The sequence below is a fragment of the Agrobacterium sp. NPDC090273 genome (assembly GCF_044772305.1).
Classification (GTDB): Bacteria; Pseudomonadota; Alphaproteobacteria; order Rhizobiales; family Rhizobiaceae; genus Agrobacterium.
In genome coordinates this window covers 584,175-606,284 of record NZ_JBIVYN010000002.1, presented here as the reverse complement: position 1 = coordinate 606,284, position 22,110 = coordinate 584,175, and the positions used below count along the sequence as shown (strand labels likewise).

At 58.4% G+C, this 22,110-nt stretch carries 22 protein-coding genes; 15 read left to right on the top strand and 7 right to left on the bottom strand.

Annotated elements, in window-relative coordinates:
• Positions 1–16: 16 nt before the first annotated feature.
• The 6 genes from fhuB to ACIQT8_RS09070 all read right to left on the bottom strand — a co-directional run bounded on the left by fhuB (position 17) and on the right by ACIQT8_RS09070 (position 7,575).
• Entirely contained in the window at positions 17–2,005 is a 1,989-nt protein-coding gene (gene fhuB / locus ACIQT8_RS09095) for a Fe(3+)-hydroxamate ABC transporter permease FhuB (RefSeq protein ID WP_400964805.1), read from the bottom strand.
• A gap of 1 nt (position 2,006) precedes the next feature.
• Positions 2,007–2,831 (bottom strand): ABC transporter substrate-binding protein, encoded by an 825-nt coding sequence (locus ACIQT8_RS09090; RefSeq protein ID WP_400964804.1) that lies wholly within the window; start codon positions 2,829–2,831, stop codon positions 2,007–2,009.
• 68 nt (positions 2,832–2,899) lie between these two features.
• Positions 2,900–5,248: a TonB-dependent siderophore receptor gene (locus ACIQT8_RS09085; RefSeq protein WP_400964857.1), complete on the bottom strand. Its 2,349-nt coding sequence runs from the start codon at positions 5,246–5,248 to the stop codon at positions 2,900–2,902.
• A gap of 199 nt (positions 5,249–5,447) precedes the next feature.
• Positions 5,448–6,410 carry a FecR family protein gene (locus tag ACIQT8_RS09080; RefSeq protein WP_400964803.1) on the bottom strand — a complete coding sequence of 321 codons (963 nt, stop codon included), beginning with the start codon at positions 6,408–6,410 and terminating at the stop codon, positions 5,448–5,450.
• A gap of 97 nt (positions 6,411–6,507) precedes the next feature.
• Positions 6,508–7,005, bottom strand: a complete 498-nt coding sequence (locus ACIQT8_RS09075; RefSeq protein WP_138794116.1) for an RNA polymerase sigma factor — start codon at positions 7,003–7,005, stop codon at positions 6,508–6,510.
• Positions 7,006–7,179: 174 nt separating this feature from the next.
• Positions 7,180–7,575, bottom strand: coding sequence for a cupin domain-containing protein (locus tag ACIQT8_RS09070; protein WP_138794117.1), 396 nt, complete (start codon positions 7,573–7,575; stop codon positions 7,180–7,182).
• A 172-nt stretch (positions 7,576–7,747) separates the two neighbouring features.
• Here ACIQT8_RS09070 and ACIQT8_RS09065 point away from each other — a divergent pair, with 172 nt between their 5' ends.
• From ACIQT8_RS09065 to ACIQT8_RS09035, 7 genes are read left to right on the top strand one after another with little or no spacing between them, the layout of a single operon-like run.
• Positions 7,748–8,182 (top strand): acetyl-CoA carboxylase biotin carboxyl carrier protein, encoded by a 435-nt coding sequence (locus ACIQT8_RS09065; protein WP_400964802.1) that lies wholly within the window; start codon positions 7,748–7,750, stop codon positions 8,180–8,182.
• On the top strand, positions 8,182–9,549 hold the full coding sequence (gene accC / locus ACIQT8_RS09060; protein ID WP_400964801.1) for an acetyl-CoA carboxylase biotin carboxylase subunit: 1,368 nt from the start codon (positions 8,182–8,184) through the stop codon (positions 9,547–9,549). The genes ACIQT8_RS09065 and accC overlap by 1 nt, the downstream gene beginning before the upstream one ends.
• Positions 9,546–9,956 carry an acetyl-CoA carboxylase gene (locus ACIQT8_RS09055; RefSeq protein ID WP_400964800.1) on the top strand — a complete coding sequence of 137 codons (411 nt, stop codon included), beginning with the start codon at positions 9,546–9,548 and terminating at the stop codon, positions 9,954–9,956. Before accC ends, ACIQT8_RS09055 begins: the two co-directional genes overlap by 4 nt.
• On the top strand, positions 9,953–10,660 hold the full coding sequence (pxpB, locus tag ACIQT8_RS09050; protein ID WP_400964799.1) for a 5-oxoprolinase subunit PxpB: 708 nt from the start codon (positions 9,953–9,955) through the stop codon (positions 10,658–10,660). The genes ACIQT8_RS09055 and pxpB overlap by 4 nt, the downstream gene beginning before the upstream one ends.
• The gene (locus ACIQT8_RS09045) at positions 10,657–11,652 is read left to right on the top strand and encodes a biotin-dependent carboxyltransferase family protein (RefSeq protein ID WP_400964798.1); all 996 of its coding nucleotides are present in this window, start codon (positions 10,657–10,659) and stop codon (positions 11,650–11,652) included. The genes pxpB and ACIQT8_RS09045 overlap by 4 nt, the downstream gene beginning before the upstream one ends.
• Positions 11,653–11,668: 16 nt before the next feature.
• Positions 11,669–12,436, top strand: a complete 768-nt coding sequence (locus tag ACIQT8_RS09040) for a LamB/YcsF family protein (RefSeq protein ID WP_400964797.1) — start codon at positions 11,669–11,671, stop codon at positions 12,434–12,436.
• 52 nt (positions 12,437–12,488) lie between these two features.
• Positions 12,489–13,691 (top strand): pyridoxal phosphate-dependent aminotransferase, encoded by a 1,203-nt coding sequence (locus tag ACIQT8_RS09035; RefSeq protein WP_400964796.1) that lies wholly within the window; start codon positions 12,489–12,491, stop codon positions 13,689–13,691.
• 4 nt (positions 13,692–13,695) lie between these two features.
• On the opposite strand, the gene nac is transcribed toward ACIQT8_RS09035, so the two are convergent.
• Entirely contained in the window at positions 13,696–14,601 is a 906-nt protein-coding gene (nac, locus tag ACIQT8_RS09030; protein WP_138794125.1) for a nitrogen assimilation transcriptional regulator NAC, read from the bottom strand.
• 261 nt (positions 14,602–14,862) lie between these two features.
• Here nac and ACIQT8_RS09025 point away from each other — a divergent pair, with 261 nt between their 5' ends.
• The 8 genes from ACIQT8_RS09025 to ACIQT8_RS08990 all read left to right on the top strand — a co-directional run bounded on the left by ACIQT8_RS09025 (position 14,863) and on the right by ACIQT8_RS08990 (position 22,104).
• Positions 14,863–15,642, top strand: coding sequence for an SDR family oxidoreductase (locus ACIQT8_RS09025; RefSeq protein WP_400964795.1), 780 nt, complete (start codon positions 14,863–14,865; stop codon positions 15,640–15,642).
• Entirely contained in the window at positions 15,639–16,346 is a 708-nt protein-coding gene (locus tag ACIQT8_RS09020) for an amino acid ABC transporter permease (RefSeq protein WP_138794127.1), read from the top strand. The genes ACIQT8_RS09025 and ACIQT8_RS09020 overlap by 4 nt, the downstream gene beginning before the upstream one ends.
• Positions 16,343–17,101, top strand: a complete 759-nt coding sequence (locus ACIQT8_RS09015) for an amino acid ABC transporter permease (protein ID WP_400964794.1) — start codon at positions 16,343–16,345, stop codon at positions 17,099–17,101. The genes ACIQT8_RS09020 and ACIQT8_RS09015 overlap by 4 nt, the downstream gene beginning before the upstream one ends.
• Positions 17,098–17,865, top strand: coding sequence for an amino acid ABC transporter ATP-binding protein (locus ACIQT8_RS09010; protein ID WP_138794129.1), 768 nt, complete (start codon positions 17,098–17,100; stop codon positions 17,863–17,865). The genes ACIQT8_RS09015 and ACIQT8_RS09010 overlap by 4 nt, the downstream gene beginning before the upstream one ends.
• A gap of 36 nt (positions 17,866–17,901) precedes the next feature.
• Positions 17,902–18,738 (top strand): ABC transporter substrate-binding protein, encoded by an 837-nt coding sequence (locus ACIQT8_RS09005; protein ID WP_138794130.1) that lies wholly within the window; start codon positions 17,902–17,904, stop codon positions 18,736–18,738.
• A gap of 105 nt (positions 18,739–18,843) precedes the next feature.
• Positions 18,844–19,518, top strand: a complete 675-nt coding sequence (locus tag ACIQT8_RS09000) for a 4-carboxy-4-hydroxy-2-oxoadipate aldolase/oxaloacetate decarboxylase (protein ID WP_400964793.1) — start codon at positions 18,844–18,846, stop codon at positions 19,516–19,518.
• A 34-nt stretch (positions 19,519–19,552) separates the two neighbouring features.
• Positions 19,553–20,323, top strand: coding sequence for an amino acid ABC transporter ATP-binding protein (locus tag ACIQT8_RS08995; protein WP_400964792.1), 771 nt, complete (start codon positions 19,553–19,555; stop codon positions 20,321–20,323).
• Positions 20,324–20,520: 197 nt separating this feature from the next.
• Positions 20,521–22,104: an ABC-F family ATP-binding cassette domain-containing protein gene (locus tag ACIQT8_RS08990; RefSeq protein ID WP_400964791.1), complete on the top strand. Its 1,584-nt coding sequence runs from the start codon at positions 20,521–20,523 to the stop codon at positions 22,102–22,104.
• Positions 22,105–22,110 lie beyond the last annotated feature (6 nt).

Below are 22,110 nucleotides of genomic sequence, written 5' to 3'. Positions count from 1 at the left end.
GTCTGATCCGGGACGTTCAGCCGCGTTGGCGCATCGTATAGAGAAACACGGGACCGCCGATCAGCGCGGTCAGAAGACCGGCCGGCATTTGCCAAGGGAAGATCAGGGTTCTCCCGAGCCAATCGGCTGTCAGCATCAGAACACCGCCGGCAAGCGCGGCGGCAAAAATCTGCGGCAGCGTGCGGGTAATGCCAAACTGGCGCACCATATGCGGCGCCAGCAGTCCAACGAAACTTGCAGGTCCAACAATGATGGTTGCGCCGGCGGTGGCAATCGCACTGTAGAGAATGATCGCACCACGTGTGTGTGAAATCCGCAGTCCGAGTGATCGGGCGCTGTCTTCACCAAGTCCGAGCAGTTCGAGCGGACGATTAAGCAGCGGTACAACGAGCAGGGCTATGGCGGCCAAGACTGCCACTGTTATCGCCTGATCGCTGGTGACACGGTAAGTGGAGCCGGAAAACCATGTGAGAAGAAGCCCTCGCGCGGGCCCCCCGACGGCCACGACAAATGCGCCGACGGCTCCGACAATCGCCGACAGAGCGATGCCGATCAGAATGATCCTGTCAGGTGCGAAATTCGCGCGCCTGCCCAGGATCACCATCGCCGCTGTCACCAGCAGCGAGCCGGTGGCACAGGCGATGAGCAGGTCGCCGGATGTGTAGGACGTCGAAACGAAGAGCAGTGCGATAGCGCCAAGCGTTGCGCCGGCCGATATGCCCATGACCTCGGGACTTGCCATGGGATTAGCCGTGACACGTTGAACAAGCACGCCGCTGATGCCCAAGAGAACACCTGCGGAGACGGCGCCGACGACCCGCATGAGCCGCCAACGCGCAATCAGGTTGACGTCGGTACTCCACTCCCAGCCCGCCGGACCATGGCCGACGGCAAGCGTGATGATAACGAAGGCAGATAGGACGACGGCGCAACCAGCCAGATGCTTCGGCATAAGCCGGATACGGTGAGATGTCATCTGCTGGGTTTGCGACCGGATGGCGCCGGATCTGGCTCGCGACAGAAGCACAAGCAGGACGGGTGCTCCGAGAAGAGAAACGAAGGTACCGGTCGGAAGCTGGCCATTCGCAATGGCAGGCAGTTGCACGATCTGGTCCGCCAAAACGACGAGCAGACCGCCAAGCAGCGGTGCCCAGATGATAAGCGATCGCAGATCGCGTGCACCCAGCGCACGGGCAAGGGCCGGGACAGCAAGGCCGACGAAACCGATTGTACCGACAGTGGCGACCACCGATCCCGCGACGACGATGGCAATGGCAAGGGACAGGCCACGCAGCCACGCCGGTTTCATGCCAAGCGAAGTGACGACGGTGTCATCCATCTCTAGGAGGCGAAGGGCGCGACAAAGCAATGCTGCAATCGCCCATGCTAGCAGCAGACAAAACATCAGGCCGAATGCTGGTCCCCAGCTTGTCTGCTCCAGCCTGCCGGTCTGCCATTGTGCGAGATCTTCGCTGCGCTCCGGGTAGAGCAGCACGATGATAGCGCAGATCGTTCCAAGCGTCAGATTGACGACGAGCCCGGCGAGAATGATGGAGATTGGCGAGCGTCCAGCGCCCGCTGAGATAGCGAATACGGCAGCAGTCGCGATGGCGGCGCCGCCAATGGCAATCGGCGCCTGGCCGACATCCAGCAGACCCGGTGCAAAGACCAACGCCAGGAGCAGGCTGGCCTGCGCGCCCGCCGATGTTCCAAGCGTCGTCGGTTCCGCCAGCCCATTGCGAAGGGATTGCTGGAACAGCAGGCCGGAAAGGGAAAGGGCTGCGCCGCAGAGGAAGGCAACGGCGAGACGCGGCAGCGCCGCAAAGACGAACAGCAGTTCTTCGATTGATCCTGATAGCGGCGTTGTCAGGGCTGCGGGCCAATCGGAAACGGGCAGAACGCGCTGCAGATTGTCTGCCGCCAGCAACGCGCCCAATAGACCGACCAGCAGGACGAAAAAAGCCAGGACGTATTGGTTGATACCGCGACCTCTTGCTTTCGCCATGTCACGCGGCCCTGTCGAATGTCGTGGCAAGCCACTCTGCAAAGTTTGTCGCCGACACGAGGCCGCCGAAGACCGAGACGGGTGGCGAAATATGGACCTTTCCGCTGCGAACGGCCGGGATCGAACGCCAGAGAATATTATCGTCCAGCCTCGACAGCATTTCCGTTGTCCTGTCGTTCTGGTTCAAGATCACGACCGATGCCTCCGGTGTCTGCAGCAGTTTTTCGACACCGATCGATGTGAAACCAAAGCCGTTGACCGGTCTCTGCCAGGCATTTTCCAGACCAACATGTGTCAGCGCGCTGCCAGGCAGACTGCCGGCCGCGTAGACATTCACGAAGCGGTTGTTGCTTCGCAGATTGAGGAGAAAAACGCGTCGCGATTTTGCTGCTCCAGCCACCCCGGTCAAACGCTGTTCGAGTTGCTGAATATTGCCTTGTCCCGGCGCATCAGGGAAATCCCTCAGGACGTCGGTGGCAAAAATCCGCGCCCTTTCGATCGGGTCGCCACCGCTGCCATGGATGTCGCAAAGACGAACCGGTGCGATCTTCGCAAGCTGCGGGCGGGAGATTGCGCTCCATGACGGCAGGTAGATTGCGTCGGGTTTCAATCGATCAAGCAGCTCCAGGTTCGGTTCCCAGGTTGACCCCAGATCGATCACATCGTTCATTGCAGGCAGATGACTGAAGCTTGCCCGAAACCCCGAAAGATCTGCAATTGCTGCAGGTTCTATCCCAATTGCAATCAGCGTCTCGGCCGCTGCCCAGTCGATTGACGCGACATGGGGTTTGGGAAACGAAGCCGCCTTTATCGATCTGGCCTGCAAGGCAAATGCCGCCGCACCGAAAATGACGGTGCGGCGGCAAATACGATTCTGCAGATGATATCGGGGTCTTACCACTGGTAGCTGAGCTTGCCGAAGATGGTTCTCTGCGAACCATAGTTGCAGCCGTTATAGGTGAAGCATCCGGGCACATAATACTTGTCAAACAGGTTGCTGACGTTGATCGAGGCGCTCAACCCCTTGGCTTCCGGGAATTTCTTGCCGAAATCATAGCGGAGTGCGAGATCAACGAGCGTGAATCCCGGTACCTTGAAGGTGTTGTCGTCATTGCCCCAGGTCTCGCCGATATAGCGCACACCGGCACCAACACTCAGACCTTCCAGCGCTTCCTGCTGCAACTCGTAATTCACCCAGAGCGACGCCGCATGGCGGGGAATACGATAAGGTGTATTTCCGAGCTGACTTGCCGTTTTTGTTTCCGTGATTTCGGCATCCGTATAGGTATAGGCAGCCGCGAGGCTGATGCCGTTATCAAGATTGGAAACGGCTTCGAATTCCAGACCACGGGCGCGGATTTCACCTGTCTGCAGGGTATAGCGCGGATCAGCCGGGTCGTAGGTCTGGACGTTCTGGCGTGCGAGATCGAAGGCGCTCAAGGTGAACATGCCATCAAAGCCATCCGGCTGATATTTGACGCCGACTTCCCATTGCTGGGCCGTTTCGGGAACGAACACATTGCCGACGCTGTCGGTGCCGACGACAGGGTTGAACGACTCGGAATAGCTGGCATAGGGCGCAATGCCGCCGTCAAAGAGATACGTCAGACCGGCCTTTTTGGTGAAGGCATGATCGTTCTGCTTGGTCAAGGTTCCGGAGGTGAGGTTTTCCGTATCGCGCCACGCCCAGTCCTGCCGCATACCGAGCGTCAGAATGAGATTGTCGAGTTTGAGTTGATCCTGAACGTACAGACCTGCCTGGGACGCGTCGATGTCCGACAGTGACTTGGTCGAATAGACGTTGGTGTTGACCGGCGACCCGTAGACAGGGTTGTAGATATCGATCGCGCTCGCAGTGCCGCGCTGCTCCAGCCAGCGCGATGTGCCCCAGAGATAATCCAGACCGACGATCGCCTTGTGTTCGATCGGACCGGTGTCGAAATCGAACCGGAAGCGACTGTCGACGGCAATGCCGTCGTTTTCAATGTCACGCAGGTTATAGGTGCGGTTGAGCAGCCGGTTGCCCACCAGCGCGCCGCTGGCCTGCAGGTACTGGCGATGGTTGGACAGATGCGTGTAGCGAAAATTCTGCTCGAACTTCACGGTATCGTTGAAGCGATGTTCGAACTCGTACCCGACCGCTGTTCGTTCGGATGTTTCATATTCCCAATCCGGTTCACCGAGAAACCGGCTGAACGGGATGTGACCGTTCGGATTCGGCAAGAGAACGGCGGCGGCCGGAACCTGCGCGTAGAAATCGCCCTCGTTGCGCTGATAGGAGCCGAGAACGGTCAGCTTGGTGTCTTCATTTGGCGCCCAGGTGATACTCGGCGCAAAGTAGCGGCGATTGTTTTCAACGTAGTCGACCTGCGTATCGGCCTCACGCACCATGCCGACCATGCGATACATGATGTTTTTGTCTTCCGTCGTGCCGCCAACATCGAAACCACCTTGATAATGATCGAAGCTGCCGACCGTTGCTTCGACTTCATTGACCGGGTTTTCTGTCGGTCGTTTGGAGACCACATTGATCAATCCGCCCGGAGCCTGCTGACCATAAAGAACAGAAGAAGGCCCCTTGAGAACCTCGACACGTTCAAGACCATACGGTTCGACAGCGAAGAAGCCGAAATAGCCCGGGGTGACGGACCTTAGACCGTCCTGATACATTTCTAGGCTGCTCTGCTGGAAACCGCGGAGATAGAGCGGATTGTCCATCATTTGCGAGCCGCTCGTTTCCGATCGGACACCTGCGGTATAGCGAAGCGCCTCGTTGACGCTTTGTGCCGCCTGATCTTCGATGCGGTCGGCGGTCACAACGGACACCGCCTGTGGCGTTTCGAGGATCGAGATGTCACCCTTCATTGCCGAGGAGGCGTTTCTTGCCACATAACCGTCGACCGGGCCGAAGGCACTCTCTCCGGATACGACGATCGGTGCAAGGTTCGTGGAGGCGCCCCCTGCATCTGCTGTGCCGGCACCTGCTGGCGAAATGACAATTGTTCTGGAATTGGTGAAGCGATAGCTCAGGCCGGAACCTGAAAGGATACGCGCGATCGCCGTATCGGCCGACAGGCGTCCGCTGACGCCGGGAGACTGTTTGGCTGTTGCATTCGATGGGACATAGGAGACCTGAATGCCGGACTGGCGACCAAAGGCAGCCAGAGCCTGATTCAATGGTCCGGGTGCGATTGAGTAGGTCGTTTCAGCGGTCTGCGCGATGGCAGGTTTTTCCGCTGTCATCGTCACGATTGACGCAACCGACGACAACAGCAGCGTTACTGCCGAAACTCTACCTTGATGCCTGCAATTGACATCCAATTTGCCCCATAGGTGCCCCTTCAAAATACGCAGCTTCAGGGCGCGATGAATCCGTCTCATCGTCGCCCCGATAGAGAAAACGGAAGGGGGCGCAAATTTTTCTCTTTTTTCTCAAGTTTTTTTAGAGCGCCGAAATTATGGTGAGATAAGGGGATAATTCCCTGACCCTGCCGCCATAGGGCTGGACCACGGCTTCGAGTGCCAGATGCGGGTTTCTGAGGTCATAGACACCGCTGACCGGCTGGGTTCCCAGGCCTGGGTCCGCAATCAGAACCTGGCCATGCTTCCAACGGGCGATCCTTGTCACAACGGTAGCGATCTTTTCTTTTTCGACAACAATCATGCCGTCACGCCAACTGCCAATCTGGCCGACATCGCGTGTGCCGGTGGAGACCGTTCCGTCAGATGTCGAAAGGCTAAGCCAGTCTCCGGCATTCAAGGTCATGGCTGGCCGTTTGATCTCTGGCGGCAGGTCGGCCCGAACAATCCCGTGGCTCACCGAAAGATTGAGCTGGCCGCCGTCTTCGCTGATATCGAAGGCGGTGCCGAGTGCCGTGGCGATCATCGTGTCCATCTGAACCGCAAATGGACGTGCGCTGTCCTTGGCGACTTCAAAAAATGCCATGCCCTGGATCAGTTCGACATCGCGTCGTGTGCTGTCGATGCGGGAGGTTATGGCACTGTCTGGCCCAAGCGTCGCAATGCTGCCATCGGCAAGCTCCACGCGTTTGATTTCCGCAGTCGAAGTGATGACATCGGCGCGCGCCTGAAGGATCAGACCGGGAGCGGAATAGCCAGCGGCGATCAGTGCTCCAGCGCCGAGGAGACCACCGACGACAAGGGTGCGACGCGACATCGAATAGGCATGACTGCGTTCCGCTCGACGTTTGTCCGTCAGAAGCTTGCCTGTCATGCCGTGGATTTCGAGCGCCTCTGCAAAAATCTGGCGATGCAAATCGCTGCGACCCAGCCAACGGGTCGCAACGTCAAGCGCCACCGGATTGTCCGGATCGCTCTTGATACGGATCAGTATATCCACCGCTTCTTCGAACAGCCGATCTTCGTCGGTTGCATCATCACTCAACGACGTTTTTCCTTTGGTCAGCGCTTTGACACGATCGCTTCTTTACATGAGGGATAACGAACGGGAAGGCGGAATTTTCTCCGTCTGGAGACGAACGTCACACATCCTTCAGTCGTGTGCGGACGTGGCGATAGGCTTCACGAATGAGCGACCAGGTTCTGGTCGTCGACAGGCCGATTTTCTCTGCGACTTCGGCGATGGTCATTTCTTCGAGCCGATAGAGTTCAAAGGCCCGGCGTGTTCGCTCGGGTAACTCTGCAAGCGCCTGATCGGAAAGCGCCAGCCGCTGTTTGTCGTAGACGATCGTTTCCGCGGACGGCTTCGGATCGGCAACGGCCTGAACCGTCACCTCCGACACATGACTGAAGGGGGAGCTGCTTTCACGCCTGCCATGATCGATCAAAAGGTTTCGGGCGATCCGGAAGAGATAGGCTCGGGGATTGTGCTCCTGGCCCGTCGGCTTTGCCGTCATCAACCGCACAAAACTGTCCTGTGTCAGATCAGCGGCAGAATCATCCGTCATGCCGCGATTGCGCAGAAAACTCCTCAGCTCCTTTGCATGGCGGCCAAACAGGTCGTGAACATCCCACGCCATCAGAGCGGTTCAATCGATGCGGGTTTTGAGATTGCGCCTGGATACATAACGAGGTTCGAGCACAGCGGAAGATTGGCAAGCTATAGCCTGACCGCGTCCTCAAAACTAGTGGAAAACTGTCATATTTAAAGCGCCCGCGTCATGCGGCTTTCGCTGATGATGCGGGCTGACGTTTCAGCCGAGATACTGGGCGTCCGTCACATGCTCGAGCCAGTCGACGACCTTTCCGTCAACATGCTCCTGGATGGCGATATGTGTCATGGCGGTTTCCGGCGAGGCACCGTGCCAGTGTTTTTCACCAGGTTCGAACCAGACCACATCGCCGGGATGGATCTCCATGATCGGGCCGCCCTCGCGTTGCACACGCCCGCGCCCTGATGTCACCAGCAATGTCTGGCCGAGAGGATGAGTATGCCACGCGGTTCTTGCACCGGGTTCGAAGGTCACCGAAGCCGAAGCGGCACGGCGCGCATCGTTTGCCGAAAACAAAGGGTCGACGCGAACATTTCCCGTAAACCAGTCCGACGGACCCTTTGCCGACGGCTGCGAACCACTTTTGGTGATAATCATTGTGCTTCCTTCCTCAGAGAATCTGCCCGTTGATGCAGCAAGAGGCGACTGCCGGTCCATTGAAACTTCGTCTGACCCCATCAACCCGCTGCCTATGTTACCACAATGGCCTGTGATGGCTGCTGCTCGAAATGGGGCACAGCATCGACGCAGCCCAAATGTGGACCGAGGAATGGACCTTTCAAAGATAGAAACACTCATCGAATTCGTCGGCCGGTCCAGCATTACCGAACTGACGGTCACCGAGAAGGACACCACTGTCCGGATTTTCCGAGAAAGGTCGGCAAATGCTTTGTCGTCGACGGCTGAGAGTGTCGCCGCTGTCGAGCAACCCGCGCAAGCCACCGTGCCTGAAGACAAGCCTTCAACGGGCGGGTTTGCAGTCAACGCTCCCATCTTTGGTGTCCTGCATATTGCTCCGGCTCCGAATGATCCGCCTTTCGTTGCCGTCGGCGATGAGGTTGTCGAAGGCCAGACACTTTTTATCATCGAAGCGATGAAGGTTTTCAACAAGATCGCCGCGCCGCGCGCTGGCCGCATCACGCGTCTGACGGACGTGAACGGTGCGGAGGTCGAGGCTGGTGACATGCTTGCGGAGATCGCGTGATGCAGCCGCAACAACGTTTCGACAAGGTTCTGATCGCCAATCGCGGCGAGATTGCTCTGCGCGTGGTGCGCGCGTGCCGTGACATGGGCTTGAAGACGGTCGTTGTCTGCTCAGAAGCTGACCGGAATGCCGCCTATACCCGAAGCGCCGACGAAGCGATCTGCATTGGTCCGGCGTCTGCCCCGAAAAGTTACCTGAACCAGAATGCCATTTTGCTCGCGGCACGTCTTTCTGGCGCCGGTGCCGTTCATCCAGGCTATGGTTTCCTCTCGGAAAACGCTCGGTTCTCCGCTTCCGTCGACGAGGCGGGGCTGACGTTCATCGGGCCGGATGCTACCGCGATCGCCACGATGGGCGACAAGATTGCCGCCAAGAGCGCCATGGTTGCCGCCGGCGTGCCCTGCGTTCCAGGTCCCGACAGTGAACTTCCCGCAGAGCCGGAGGCGATCCGCGCCATCGCGTCGGAGATCGGCTATCCGATCATCGTCAAGGCTGCCGGTGGTGGCGGCGGGCGCGGCATGCGGGTCGTGCTTGAAGAGGCTGATCTGCTGGAAGCGGTGACATTGACCCGCGAAGAAGCCCGTAAGGCTTTTGGAACGCCGGCGCTCTACATGGAGAAATTCCTCCAGCATCCGCGCCATATTGAAATTCAGGTGCTGTGCGACACGCATGGAAATGCTGTCTGGCTTGGCCACCGTGATTGCTCCATGCAACGGCGCCACCAGAAGGTTGTCGAAGAGGCTCCGGCGCCGGGAATTTCCGATGCGCTGATTGGTCCCGTCGGAGAAGCATGCGTCAAAGCCTGCCAGCAGATCGGCTATCGCGGTGTTGGCACCTTCGAGTTCCTTTATGAAGATGGCGCGTTCTATTTCATCGAAATGAACACGCGTCTGCAGGTCGAGCATCCCGTGACCGAGGAAACCAGCGGTGTCGATATCGTCCAGCAGCAGATCCGTGTTGCGCAGGGCGAAGAGTTGCCGATGAACCAGAACGACGTGGCCTGCCAGGGGCACGCCATCGAATGCCGTATCAATGCCGAAGACCCGGCCACCTTCATGCCGTCGGCCGGTGTCATTGCCGCGCTCGAACTGCCGACAGGCGAAGGCGTTCGTGTCGATACGCATGTCGAAGCCGGTTACAGGGTCTCTCCCTATTACGACTCCTTGATTGCCAAGCTTATCGTGCACGGGCGTGATCGGGCCGAGGCCATGGCCCGCACCCGCGCCGCGCTCGCCGCCTTCAAGCTGGACGGCATCGCGACCAATCTGCCGCTGTTGCGGGAGTTGTTTGAAGACCCGGCTTTTGAAGAGGGCCAAACAGACATCCATTATCTCGAAAAATGGCTGAAGACGCGGGGGCGCGCATGAGCAAGGTTGATTTCACCGATCCCGCGATCATCGAAAGGCTGACACTCGTTCTTGAAGCCGTTGGTGTCGATGGTATCGAGATCACCCGCCGGGACCAGACCGTGCGGATCGTTGTGGCCGGATCTGCGGGAAGATCCGCGCGTGATATCAGCGCCAACAAGTCGGAGACTGCGTCTGCTGCGATCTTCAAGGCGCCGATGGCGGGCGTGTTCTGGCCATCAGATCTTTCGCGCGCGCCAACGCAGGGCAGTTCTGCGAATGACAATCTGGTGGGTTTCCTCCGTGTCGGACCAGTTCTGTTGCCGGTGAAAGCCGGAACCTCGAAGCGCCTTCGCCGCCATCTCGTTGAACCCGGAACGGTCGTCGGCTTCGGCGACCCGATTGCAGAAGTCGAGCCAGAAGCATGAACGCCTCGATTGCCAAAATCCTAGCCCCTTTGGAGGTCTTTTCACAGGACCGCAATGGGGCGCGTGTGTCGCCGATTGGCTCCCGCGCTTTCCTTCTTGAAGCCACCGGTGATTTCGACCTCGCCTCGCAGCGGCGGATCTGGGCTTTGTCCAAGGCCGTGGAAACCTGGAGCGAAACCCAGGAAATCGTTCCTGGCATGACCAATCTCCTCGTTGTGCTCAAGGCCACGCCCGATGATCCGGAGGCTCTGGCACTGCGTCTTCTGGAAGCCTGGGATCAGGCCGAGAGTATCGACCTCGCCGGAAGAACGATCGAAATTGCCGTGACCTATGGCGGTGATCACGCAACCGATCTTGCCGCGCTCTGTGACCGGTCAGGATTATCAGACTGCGAGGTGGTGCGCATTCATTACGAAGGGACCTACCGGGTGTTTGCACTCGGAAGTGCGCCGGGGTTTGGTTACCTGCACGGTCTTGATCCGCGTATCTACATGCCGCGAAAGACCGTTCCTTCGCTCAACATGGCAAGAGGCTGCCTCACCATAGGCGGCATGCAGACCGGTGTTGCGGTACTGACCGGCCCGAATGGCTGGAATTCAATCGGTTTTGCCGAATTGCAGATGTTCGATCCAATGTCGGATACGCCTGCCATCATGGCGCCGGGTGATACGGTGCGTTTCGTGCCAGCGAGCATAGAGCTATGATAGAGATCATCCACACGGGACCGTTCAATACGGTGCAGGACCTTGGCCGCCCCGGTTTCCGAAATATCGGTGTTACCACCAGCGGCGCAATGGATACGCTGGCCTTGAAGGTCGGAAACAGTCTGATCGGCAATGACGCAGGCGCTGCCGTGCTCGAGATTCAAACCTATCCCTTCAAGCTGCGGTTTTCGAAGCCGACCGCGTTTGTTGTCACCGGTGCCGACTGCGGCGCATCGCTTGATGGCGCAGCCATTCAATCCTGCTGCGCTTTGCCGGTGCAAGCTGGACAGGTTCTGGAACTGGGCCAACCCCGTACCGGCACCCGCGCCTATATCTGCGTTGCCGGCGGCATTGATGTCGCAACTGTCATGGGATCGCGCAGTACGTCGCTGCGCGGTGCCTTCGGCGGTAACGACGGTCGCTTCCTCGCGGTCGGCGATACATTGCGCGTCGATGAGGTTTCCGAGCCACTGAATTTTCCGGCAGCGGGCGTCGCCTTTGTCGATCCGGTCTATGCGCTGGCGGATGCTTTTCCGGCAGCGGAAGATGGTGTGCTTTCGGTTCGTGCCATTCCGGCCGGTGAACATGCGCTTTTCGGCGATGATGCCGAGCGTTTCTGGTCGCAGACCTGGAAAATCTCAACCCAGAGCGACAGAACCGGTTATCGCCTGATGGGCGATGCCATCAAGCCGACGACACCGGTGGAAATGCGCTCGCATGGTGTTGTTTCCGGCGTTGTGCAGGTCCCGCCGAGCGGTGAGCCGATCATCCAGATGGCCGACGCCAACACGGCAGGTGGTTATCCCAAGATTGCCGGCGTTATCGAGGCCGACCTGTGGCGACTTGGCCAGGCGCGCATCGGCAGCCGGTTGCGGTTTGTCCGCGTGACGCATCAGCAAGCGGCTGAGGTCGAAAAGTCGGTCGCTGCCTTCATTGCCGATGTCCGCAGAACCTCGCGCATGGTTTGCCAGGCGCTTGCCGTGATCAACTGACGCGAAGGAGGGACGAATGAAGATCGATCTGAATTCCGACATGGGTGAGGGTTTTGGCCCTTACCGACTGTGTGATGATGAAGCGATGATGAAGGTTGTTTCCTCGGCCAACATCGCCTGCGGTTTTCACGGCGGTGACCCCGACACGATGGTCCGGATGGTACGGTTGGCCAAAGCAAACGGTGTGGGTATCGGTGCGCATCCTGGCCTGCCCGATCGTGCCGGTTTTGGTCGCCGCGAAATTCCTTATTCGGCGGATGAGCTGCGTCAGCAGATGCTCTATCAGCTCGGTGCGCTCAGGGCGATTGCCGCAAGCGAAGGCCAGCAGGTCGCCCATTTCAGCTTCCATGCGGCAATGGGCAATATGGTCAACAGGGACCCGAAGCTTGCCGATCTGATGATGGATGCGATCCGCGCCGTTGATCCGGGGCTTATCATTTTTGCAATGCCGGGCAGTGAGATTGAAAGCGCTGCAAAGCGTGCTTCGCTGAAGACGCTCACCCTTTTTCTGGCGGACAGAGCCTATGACCGCGAAGGCCGTCTGGTTACCCGAGGTCTGCCCGGTGCACTGGTAAAAGAAGAATCTGCAGTGCGCGCCCGCGTTCGCCAGTTCTTGATCGATGGCACTGTCACGACCATTGATGGCGCAACCATCCCCATGGCGGCCCGCTCGATTCTCGTCCACAGCGATACGCCGGGTTCTCTCGAACTGGCGCGCATTGTCCGTAGCGAAATCGAAAACGCCGGCGGCTCGCTGGCGCCTGCATCCGAAGTTGCCGGCTGAGGTTTTCAGCCGATCCGTTTTCACCATCTGTTCAAAACTGGAAGACCAGACCATGCCCGCGATTGCCGACCGATTGAAAAATGTCTCGATTTCCGCTTCCGCCGCAATGACGCAACGTGCGCGCGAACTTGCCGCTCAAGGCATCAAGGTGGTGAGCCTTTCGTCCGGAGAACCAGATTTCCCGACGCCTGCACACGCCGTTGAAGCCGCTCATACGGCCGCTCTTGCAGGTGATACCAAATATCCCACCATGGATGGCACGCCGGCGATGAAGGCGGCGATCATCCGCAAGTTCAAGCGCGACAACAACCTCGTTTACGAACCGAACCAGATCGTTGTTTCCGGCGGCGGCAAGCAGGTCATCTTCAATGCTGTCTTGGCAACCTGCAATCCGGGCGATGAAGTTGTCATTCCTGCGCCGTCCTGGGTCAGCTATGCAGATATCGTCAAGTTCGCTGGTGGCGTTCCGGTTTCGGTACCGTGCCCGGAAAATGCAGGTTTCAAGCTGCGGCCCGAAGACCTCGAGGCAGCGATCACTCCACGCACCAAGTGGCTTTTCCTGAACTTCCCGAACAATCCGACCGGCGCCGCCTGCTCGCGTGCTGAAATGGCGGCGATCGCCGAAGTTATGCTGCGCCATCCGCATGTCTGGATTCTGACGGACGATATCTACGAGCATCTCGTCTACGATGATTTCGAATTCTGCACGATCGCCGAGGTCGAGCCACGTCTTTACGATCGCGTATTGACCATGAATGGCGTGTCGAAGGCCTATGCGATGACCGGCTGGCGCCTCGGTTACTGCGGCGGTCCGAAGGATCTGATTGCGGCAATCAGCAACGTCAACGGACAAAACAGCGGCGGTACCTCGACCTTGACCCAGGCTGCATCCGTGGCCGCGCTCGATGGGCCGCAGGATCTTCTCAAGGAACGTTCGTCCATCTACAAGACCCGTCGCGATTACGTGCTGGGTAGGCTTGCGGAGATCGACGGCCTACGGGCGCACAAGCCGGAAGGTGCGTTTTACATTTTCCCGAACATTTCCGAGCTGATCGGCAAAACCAGCAAGGGCGGTCGCAAGATTGCGACCGACGTCGATTTCGTCATGGGTCTGGTCGAAGAACACCACGTTGCAACGGTGCAGGGTGCGGCATACGGCATGAGCCCGTATTTCCGCATCTCCTATGCGACGAGCATGGAAATGCTGGAAGAGGGCTGTAACCGCATCGCAGAATTCTGCAACGGGCTGCGTTGACCGCCTAGGATTTCAGGCGGGCGGTGAGCTCCATCAGAATGGATTTCACCGCCAGCGCCGGCTCCGACAACTCGCTTTGGTCGGAAACACAGAACGACAGGGTTTCCTCGATCCTTGGCGTGATGGGGCGCACAATAAGAGGTTCGCTCGTTTCGGCCAGAAGGCGCTCGCTGATCGCCTTCGGCATGATCGTTGCACCCATGCCATCGGTTACGGCGCGCGATAGCGTCCGGACGATTTCGATTTCTGCCACGACGTTCAGTGAGACGCGTGCGCGGGTGAAGGCGAGATCAACCGCACGACGCACAAAATTGTAAGGCGGCGGCATGAGAATGGGGACATCCTCCAGCGCCGAAATTGGCAGAGGCTGATCGCTCGCTTCGATCCCCATTCGGCTGTGACCGACGAAATAGAAATCCTCGTTGAGCAAAGGCTCAAAACGCACGCCCTTGATTGGCCCCGAGCCGTGAATGAGCGCCATTTCCAGACGCCCGTTCATGATCATCTGGCTGTAGGTCTGACCGACGCTTTCTGTCAGATGAAGCAGGATTCCGGGGTGACGTTTGCGGGTCTCGATCAACAGATCGGCGGAGAGCGTCGCCGCACTGCTGAATGGCACAAGGCCGACGGACACACGGCCGACCAGTGAAGCGCCTGTTGCTTTGACGTCTGATTGAGCGAGATCCATCTGGCGAAGGATGATCTGCGCGTGCCGATAGACGGCACGGCCCGCCTCGGTCATGGACACACCCTGCTGGCTGCGAATCAGAAGCTTCTGCTGGAAATGATCTTCCAATCCGGCAAGCTGCTGGCTCAAGGCGGGCTGCGCAATATGCAAAACGTCGGCGGCGCGGGTAATGCTGCCGGTGTCGACGATCACGATGAACGACCTCAGTCGCCTTATGTCCATGAAAGTTCCCTCTTTATCTGTGGCGCGATTTTCGCAGGCCGCGCGGAGGATTGCAACGCGACCAACAGCCGCCAGCGGCAAAAAAGAAGACGTTCTTTTTCAATCTCTGGAAAAGGTGAACTTCTAAGTGTCTGTCTGCGCTTGATGATTTGGAGCGAATTGGCGCCATAACGCATCCTTATCCATCCAGATTCAATCCGTCTTAGGCAGAACGCCAAAGCTCCGCTAATCTCAAATTCAACGACAAGGGGATAAATACGAATGTCTTTTTCCGACTATAAAACGGCTCTTGTAACCGGCGCTTCCGGAGGGATTGGCGCGGCGATCGTTGAGCGTTTCCGGCGTGAGAACATTGAGGTGCATGCCGTGGCAAGAAGTGCTGACGCGCTTCAGGAACTGGCAGAGCGTACTGGTTGCATCCCGCATGCCATCGACGTGACCGACCGCGCGGCGCTGGCGAAGCTTGCCTCGGAAATCGACTTCGACATTCTCGTCAACAACGCCGGTGTCGACCGGCCGAAGAAGTTCCTTGAAGCGGAAGATGGCGATATCGACCTGCTGATCGATGTGAACCTGCGCGCCGTACTGCATCTGTGCCGGCTGATCGTTCCTGGCATGGCAGAACGCGATCGCGGCCACGTCATCAACATCTCCTCCATTGCCGGCAACTACAATTTTGGCGGCAACTCCACCTATCACGCCACGAAAGCCGGCGTTGCCATGCTGTCCAACCAGCTGCGCATCGATACGTTCGGCAAGCGGGTTCGCGTCACTGAAATCTGCCCCGGTCGCGTTGCCACTGATATCTTCAATCACGTTCACGGTAACGACCCGTCGATCCGCGAGCGCTTCATCGATGGTTTCGAATTGCCGCAGGCTTCCGATATTGCCGATGCAATTGCCTTTGCGGTTGCAGCACCCGTATCGATGAACATCGGTCACATGGAAATCACCCCGACGCTGCAGGTCATGGGCGGTCTGCAGACGGCGAAACCACAAACGCCCGCTGTTGTCGGCAGTGCCAAAGGGGCAGAGCGGTGAGCGGCTTCGATCTATCAGCGATTTTCTCAAATCCTGAATATGTCGGGATGCTTCTGCACGGCATCCAGATGACATTTGTCATCTTCTTCGGTTCCTGGACGCTTGCGATGACGCTGGCAATTCTGCTGTTGGCGCTTCGGGTTTCGCCGTTTCGCTTCGGGGAGCCGATCGTTGCCGCTTACGTCTCCTATCACCGCAATGTGCCGACACTCGTTCAGTTGATGTTGTGGTACTTCGGCATTTTCACGCTCATGCCGCAAGGTTTGTCGGACTGGCTTGCCAGCCACAATGCGGAGGCGATCTTCGCGGTGATTGGCCTTGGTCTCTGCCAGGCAGCCTATTTCAGCGAGGATTTGCGATCCGGCCTGCGTTCTGTCAGCAAGGGCCAGATGGAAGCTGCTCAGGCGCTCGGCCACGGTTATGTCTCCGCCATGCGCTTTGTGATCATGCCGCAGGGCATTCGCAATGCCTTGCCGCCCCTCATCAATCACAGCGTATCCCTGTTCAAGAACAGCAGCATTGCCATCGTTATCGGTGCACCTGAATTGACGCACGCCGTCAAGGAAGTCGAGAACCTCAGCTTCCGCACTTTCGAAATCTATACGATCGGCACCGTCACCTATCTGTTCTTCTCACTCATCATCATGGGCATCGGAGCTTATCTCTCGATGCGTGGCGATCCGGCGCGGAGGGCGCGCGCATGATCCAGGATTTCATCAATATCATTCAGGATTACTGGCTGCTGCTTCTGATCGGGCAGTATCCGAACGGGCCGCTCGGCGGGCTTGCCAACACACTCATCCTTTCGGCACTGGCGATCGCACTGGCTTTCCCGGTCAGCATCTTGATGGCTCTTGCCCGCCTGTCCAAGTGGCGGCTCCTGAGCTGGCCGATTACCGGTCTCGTCTATGTCACGCGCGGCGTGCCGCTCCTGATGCTCATTCTGTGGTGCTACTTCGTCATCCCGCTGTGGACTGGCGCAGACGTGCCAAGCTTCCTGATCATGCTGGTCACGCTGGTCATCTATCAGGGCGCATTTTTGAGCGAAGTGGTGCGGGCGGGTATCGTATCGCTCGGCCAGGGACAGATGGATGCCGCCCGTGCCCTGGGGCACAGCCATCTCGGTGCCATGCGTTACGTCATCCTGCCGCAGGCGCTCTACAACATGATCCCGAGCATGATCTCCACGTTCGTTTCGACGATCAAGGACACCACGCTTGGTTACGTCATCAATGTGCCGGACCTGACATTTGCGGCGAGCCAGGTCAACAACCAGCTTCTGACGCAGCCTTTCCAGGTCTTCCTCATTCTCGCAGTGGTCTACTACATCCTGTGCTGGAGCCTGACCTATGTTGCCAACAGCGTCGAGCGGCGGATCGCGCGCCGCCGGGCCGGCCCGTGCAATGTCCGCCTTCCTGCAGAGGCAGCCCCACTTAAAACCATTACGGAGCAGCTATGAGCACCCCAGTTTCCGGGCCGAAGGCCGATCAGGCGATCCGCATTTCCGATGTCTGCAAAAGTTACGGCGATTATCAGGTTCTGAAGAACGTCAACGCCGAGGTGGCGCGCGGCGAGGTCGTGGTGATCTGTGGCCCATCCGGTTCCGGCAAATCGACGCTCATCCGCACGGTCAACCGTCTCGAAGAGATCAACAGCGGCGGTATCAGCTTCGAAGGGCAGGACATTCACGCGCCGATGCGCAGCAATGAACTGAACAAGCTGCGCAGCCGCATCGGCTTCGTATTCCAGAGTTTCAACCTGTTCCCGCACCTATCAGTGGTCGACAACGTTTCGATGTCGCCGATCCGGGTGAAAGGTGTTCCCGCCAACGTTGCCCATGAAAAGGCTCTCAAGCTGCTCGATCGGGTTGGCCTTGCCGACAAGGCCAATTCTTATCCCGGCCAGCTTTCCGGTGGTCAGCAGCAGCGCGTCGCGATTGCCCGTGCGCTGGCTATGGAGCCGCCGGTCATGCTCTTCGACGAGCCGACCAGCGCTCTCGATCCGGAAATGGTTGGCGAAGTCCTGAGTGTGATGAAGAGCCTCGCCGCCGAAGGCATGACCATGCTTTGCGTCACCCACGAAATGGGCTTTGCACGCGATGTTGCGGACCGGATCTGGTTCATCGACGCGGGCGAAATCCTCGAAACGGCTCCGCCTGAGGAGTTTTTCAAAAATCCACGACATCCGCGCGCTCAGCGTTTTCTCGCTGATCTGCGGCACTGACTGCCTTCTTTAAAAAATAACAATGGAGAACAGCAAATGAACTGGAAATTCGCAATTCTGACATCGCTCGTCGCCAGCACCGCTGTCGTCGCGCCAGCCAAAGCCGACCAGCTTGCCGATATTCAGGCAGCGAAGACGCTGCGTTGTGCAACCTTCGCCGATGTGACGCCTTTTGCCGCGCCGGACCCGAAGACCCGCGAAATGGTCGGCTTCGACGTTGATCTCTGCAACGCCATCGCCAAGGAAATGGGCGTAAAGGCTGAAATCAAGCCGGTATCGGTTGAAGCACGTGTCCCGGAAGTGAAACTCGGTCGCGTCGACATCACCGTTGCCAACCTCGCCTACACCCAGAGCCGCGCCGAGCAGATCCAGTTCAGCGACCCCTATTATCTCGCCAAGGAAATGCTGATCGTTCCGACCACGGACGAAGGTAAGGCCAAGGCAGACTACGTCGGTCAGCGTATCGCCTCTACGAAGGGCTCGACGTCTGAAATGTCGATCAAGCTCAACAAGTCCGAACCTTTGACATTCCAGGACACTGGTTCTGCCTATCTTGCCGTTCAGCAGGGCAAGGCGCGCGGCATGGTCGCAAACACGATGACGACGACGAAGCTTGTCAATGAATCGAAGACCCGCGGCAAGGAAATGCGCATGATCGAGGAGCCCATGCTCTACCAGCCGATCGGTATTGGCATGCAGAAAGATCAGCCGGCGCTGACCGCCAAGGTCAACGAGATCCTGCGCAAGCTCGACGCCGATGGTGAGATCAACAAGATCTGGGACAAGTGGCTCGGTCAGGGCACCGAATACAAAATGACCCGTACCGACAAGGTCGTGCCGCTCTCCGAGCTGAAGTTCGATCCGATTCCCTGATCTGACGCACCAGGCGTCCGGTCCTTAAAAACCTGAAAAACTGACTATTGCCGACGGCGGCAATCTTGCCGCCGTGCGGTTCACTATGGCCTCGAGGAGGGCCTCATGACCCACATCAAAGATATTCCCGCACGTCCGTCCAAGGAGGATCTGGAGGCTCTTTCGAAGTTCTCTCCGGCAACGATCCATGAGGCTCAGGGCCGTCGTGGTGCGCTGTCGTCGCGTCTGAAGCCGGTCGACTACCGCATGAAACTCTGTGGCCCTGCCTTCACGGTGAAGTCCTCGCCGCGCGACAACATCATGCTGCAGCTTGCGATCAATTACGCCAAGCCGGGCGATATCATCGTCGTCTCCGCCGGTGAATATGAAGAAGCCGGTTCGTTCGGCGATGTTCTGGCCAATGCCTGCCTTGCCAAGGGTATCGGCGGTCTTGTGACCGATACGGGCGTGCGCGATACGCTGCAGCTTCGCGAACTCGGTTTTCCGGTGTTTTCGCTGAGCACCTGCATCAAGGGTACCGTCAAGGAAACGATCGGCACCACCAACGACACGATCATCGTCGGCGGCGAGATCATTCATCCGGGCGATGTAATCGTTGGCGATGCCGACGGTCTGGTCGTGGTTCGTCGTGATGAAGTTGCCGAAGTCGCCAAGCTTTCGCAGGCGCGCGAAGATGCCGAAGCCGGTTACATCGCCGCCTACAAAGCCGGCAAGACGGTGGTCGAGGTCAGCAATCTCGAACCGGTGCTGAAGGCAAAGGGTCTAATTGTCGGCATCTGACTTACCGGCAAGCGGAAGGGAATTGGGGTCTGACATGAGCGCGGCACTGAAGAATCTGGTCATCTCTTCTGCCGAGGTTGCCGTTGAAATCGTCGGCATGAACAAGTGGTACGGCGATTTCCACGTGCTGCGCGACATCAACCTCAAGGTCATGCGCGGCGAGCGCATCGTCATTGCCGGCCCGTCCGGTTCCGGCAAGTCGACCATGATCCGCTGCATCAACCGTCTGGAAGAACACCAGTCGGGCAACATCTTCGTTGACGGTATCGAACTCACCAACGACCTGAAGAAGATCGATGAAGTGCGTCGCGAAGTCGGCATGGTGTTCCAGCACTTCAACCTCTTCCCGCATCTGACGATCCTGGAAAACTGCACACTGGCACCGATCTGGGTTCGCAAGATGCCGAAGAAGGAGGCCGAGGAAGTGGCGATGCACTACCTCAAGCGCGTCAAGATCCCCGAGCAGGCCAACAAATATCCCGGGCAGCTTTCCGGTGGTCAGCAGCAGCGTGTGGCAATCGCCCGCTCGCTGTGCATGAAGCCGAAGATCATGCTGTTCGACGAACCAACCTCGGCACTTGACCCGGAAATGGTCAAGGAAGTGCTGGATACGATGGTGAGCCTTGCCGAAGACGGCATGACCATGCTGTGCGTGACCCACGAAATGGGTTTTGCCCGTCAGGTGGCAAACCGGGTGATCTTCATGGATCAGGGCCAGATCGTCGAACAGAACTCCCCGCAGGAGTTCTTCGACAATCCGCAGCACGAGCGCACCAAGCTCTTCCTCAGCCAGATTCTGCACTAGAGATTGCCTGGAGGAAGACGATCTCAGACCGAGCTCTGTTCGGGTGTAGTCATGTCGCCCGAAAAGACAACGTGCCTTGAACGTGCCGCCTTTCGCGCATAAATAGAAAGTCCACGCAGCACCAACAGGACGGTTTCATATGGATTTCAACCCGATCGCAAAGTCACATCGCCTTGCCATACGGGAAAACCATATCCATGCCGCACTTTATCACCCTTTCGAATGTTTCCTGGTCGACGCCTGACGGTCGCCAGCTCTTCTCCGGGCTCAATCTCACGCTTGGTCCTGAACGCGCTGGCCTGATTGGCCGCAACGGCGTCGGGAAGACGACACTCCTGAACCTGATGGCCGGAGATATATCTCCGTCTTCCGGATCGATTTCTGTTTCCGGTACTGTTCACGTGCTTCGCCAAAGCGTTCAGGTTTCAGCAGATAGTACGGTTGCGGATCTGTTCGGTGCGGGTGATGCTCTCGCGGTTCTCGGCCGTGCTCAACTGGGCGAGGCGACGGTAGATGAGCTGGCCGATATTGACTGGATGCTGGAGGCGAATATTGCCAGCGCCCTGTCGGACGTTGGCCTTGATGCGCCGTCCACGACGCCGCTCGCGCATCTCTCCGGCGGACAGCGCACACGCGCAGCACTTGCGGCGCAAATCCACGCCGCTCCTGATTTTCTCATCCTCGATGAGCCGACCAACAATCTCGACCGGGAAGGCCGGTTGGCCGTCATCGACTTTCTGGCAAAGTGGCGTGGTGGCGCAATCATTGTCAGCCATGATCGTGAACTACTGGAGACGGTGGATTCCATCGTCGAAATGACGTCATTGGGTGTCAGTCGTTATGGCGGAAACTGGAGCCATTACAGGGAGCGCAAAGCGCTGGAAATCGCCTCGGCGCAGCATGACCTCGCTGATGCGCAAAAGCGTTTGGCGGATACTGCGCGCAAGGCGCAGGATACGGTCGAACGCAAAGCGCGCCGCGACAGCGCCGGAAAGAAGAAAGCGGCGCGGGGTGATATGCCGAAGATCGTCGCAGGCGGATTGAAGATGCGCGCCGAACAGACGGGTGGTGCCAACGCTCTGCTCGCCAATCGGCTGGAGACTGAGGCGCTGGATGACGTGAAGACGGCGCGCGAGCGTATCGAGATCTTGCAACCGCTTTCGGTCACCTTGCCATCCTGTCATCTGCCCCCGGCAAAGACCGTGCTGCGTATGGAGGGCCTGGTAGCGGGGTATGAACCGGACCGGCCCATATTGCGCGATCTCTCCTTCCACATCACGGGACCGGAACGGGTTGCTGTTACTGGCGCCAATGGATCGGGCAAGACGACCCTTCTCTCGGTGATCACGGGCGTCCTGCCGGTAGCGTCTGGAACGCTGCAGGTCGATGTGCGCTCGGCCTTTCTCGATCAGCAGGTCAGCCTGCTCGATCCGGCCTCGTCGATCCGTGACAATTTTCTGCGCCTGAACCCGAAGGCGGGGGAAAATGCCTGCCGGGCGTCGCTCGCACGTTTCCTTTTCCGGGCGGATGCAGCGCTGCAGAAGGTCGAAACATTGTCAGGCGGGCAGATGTTGCGGGCAGGGCTGGCCTGTGTGCTTGGTGGCACTGAACCGCCACAGTTGCTGATACTGGATGAGCCGACAAATCACCTCGATATCGAGTCCATTGTGGCCGTGGAGGCCGGACTGAGAGCCTATGACGGCGCAATATTGGTCGTCAGCCATGACGAAACCTTCCTCGACAATATCGGCATCGATCGACGACTGAAACTTGGCTCCTAGACGCGG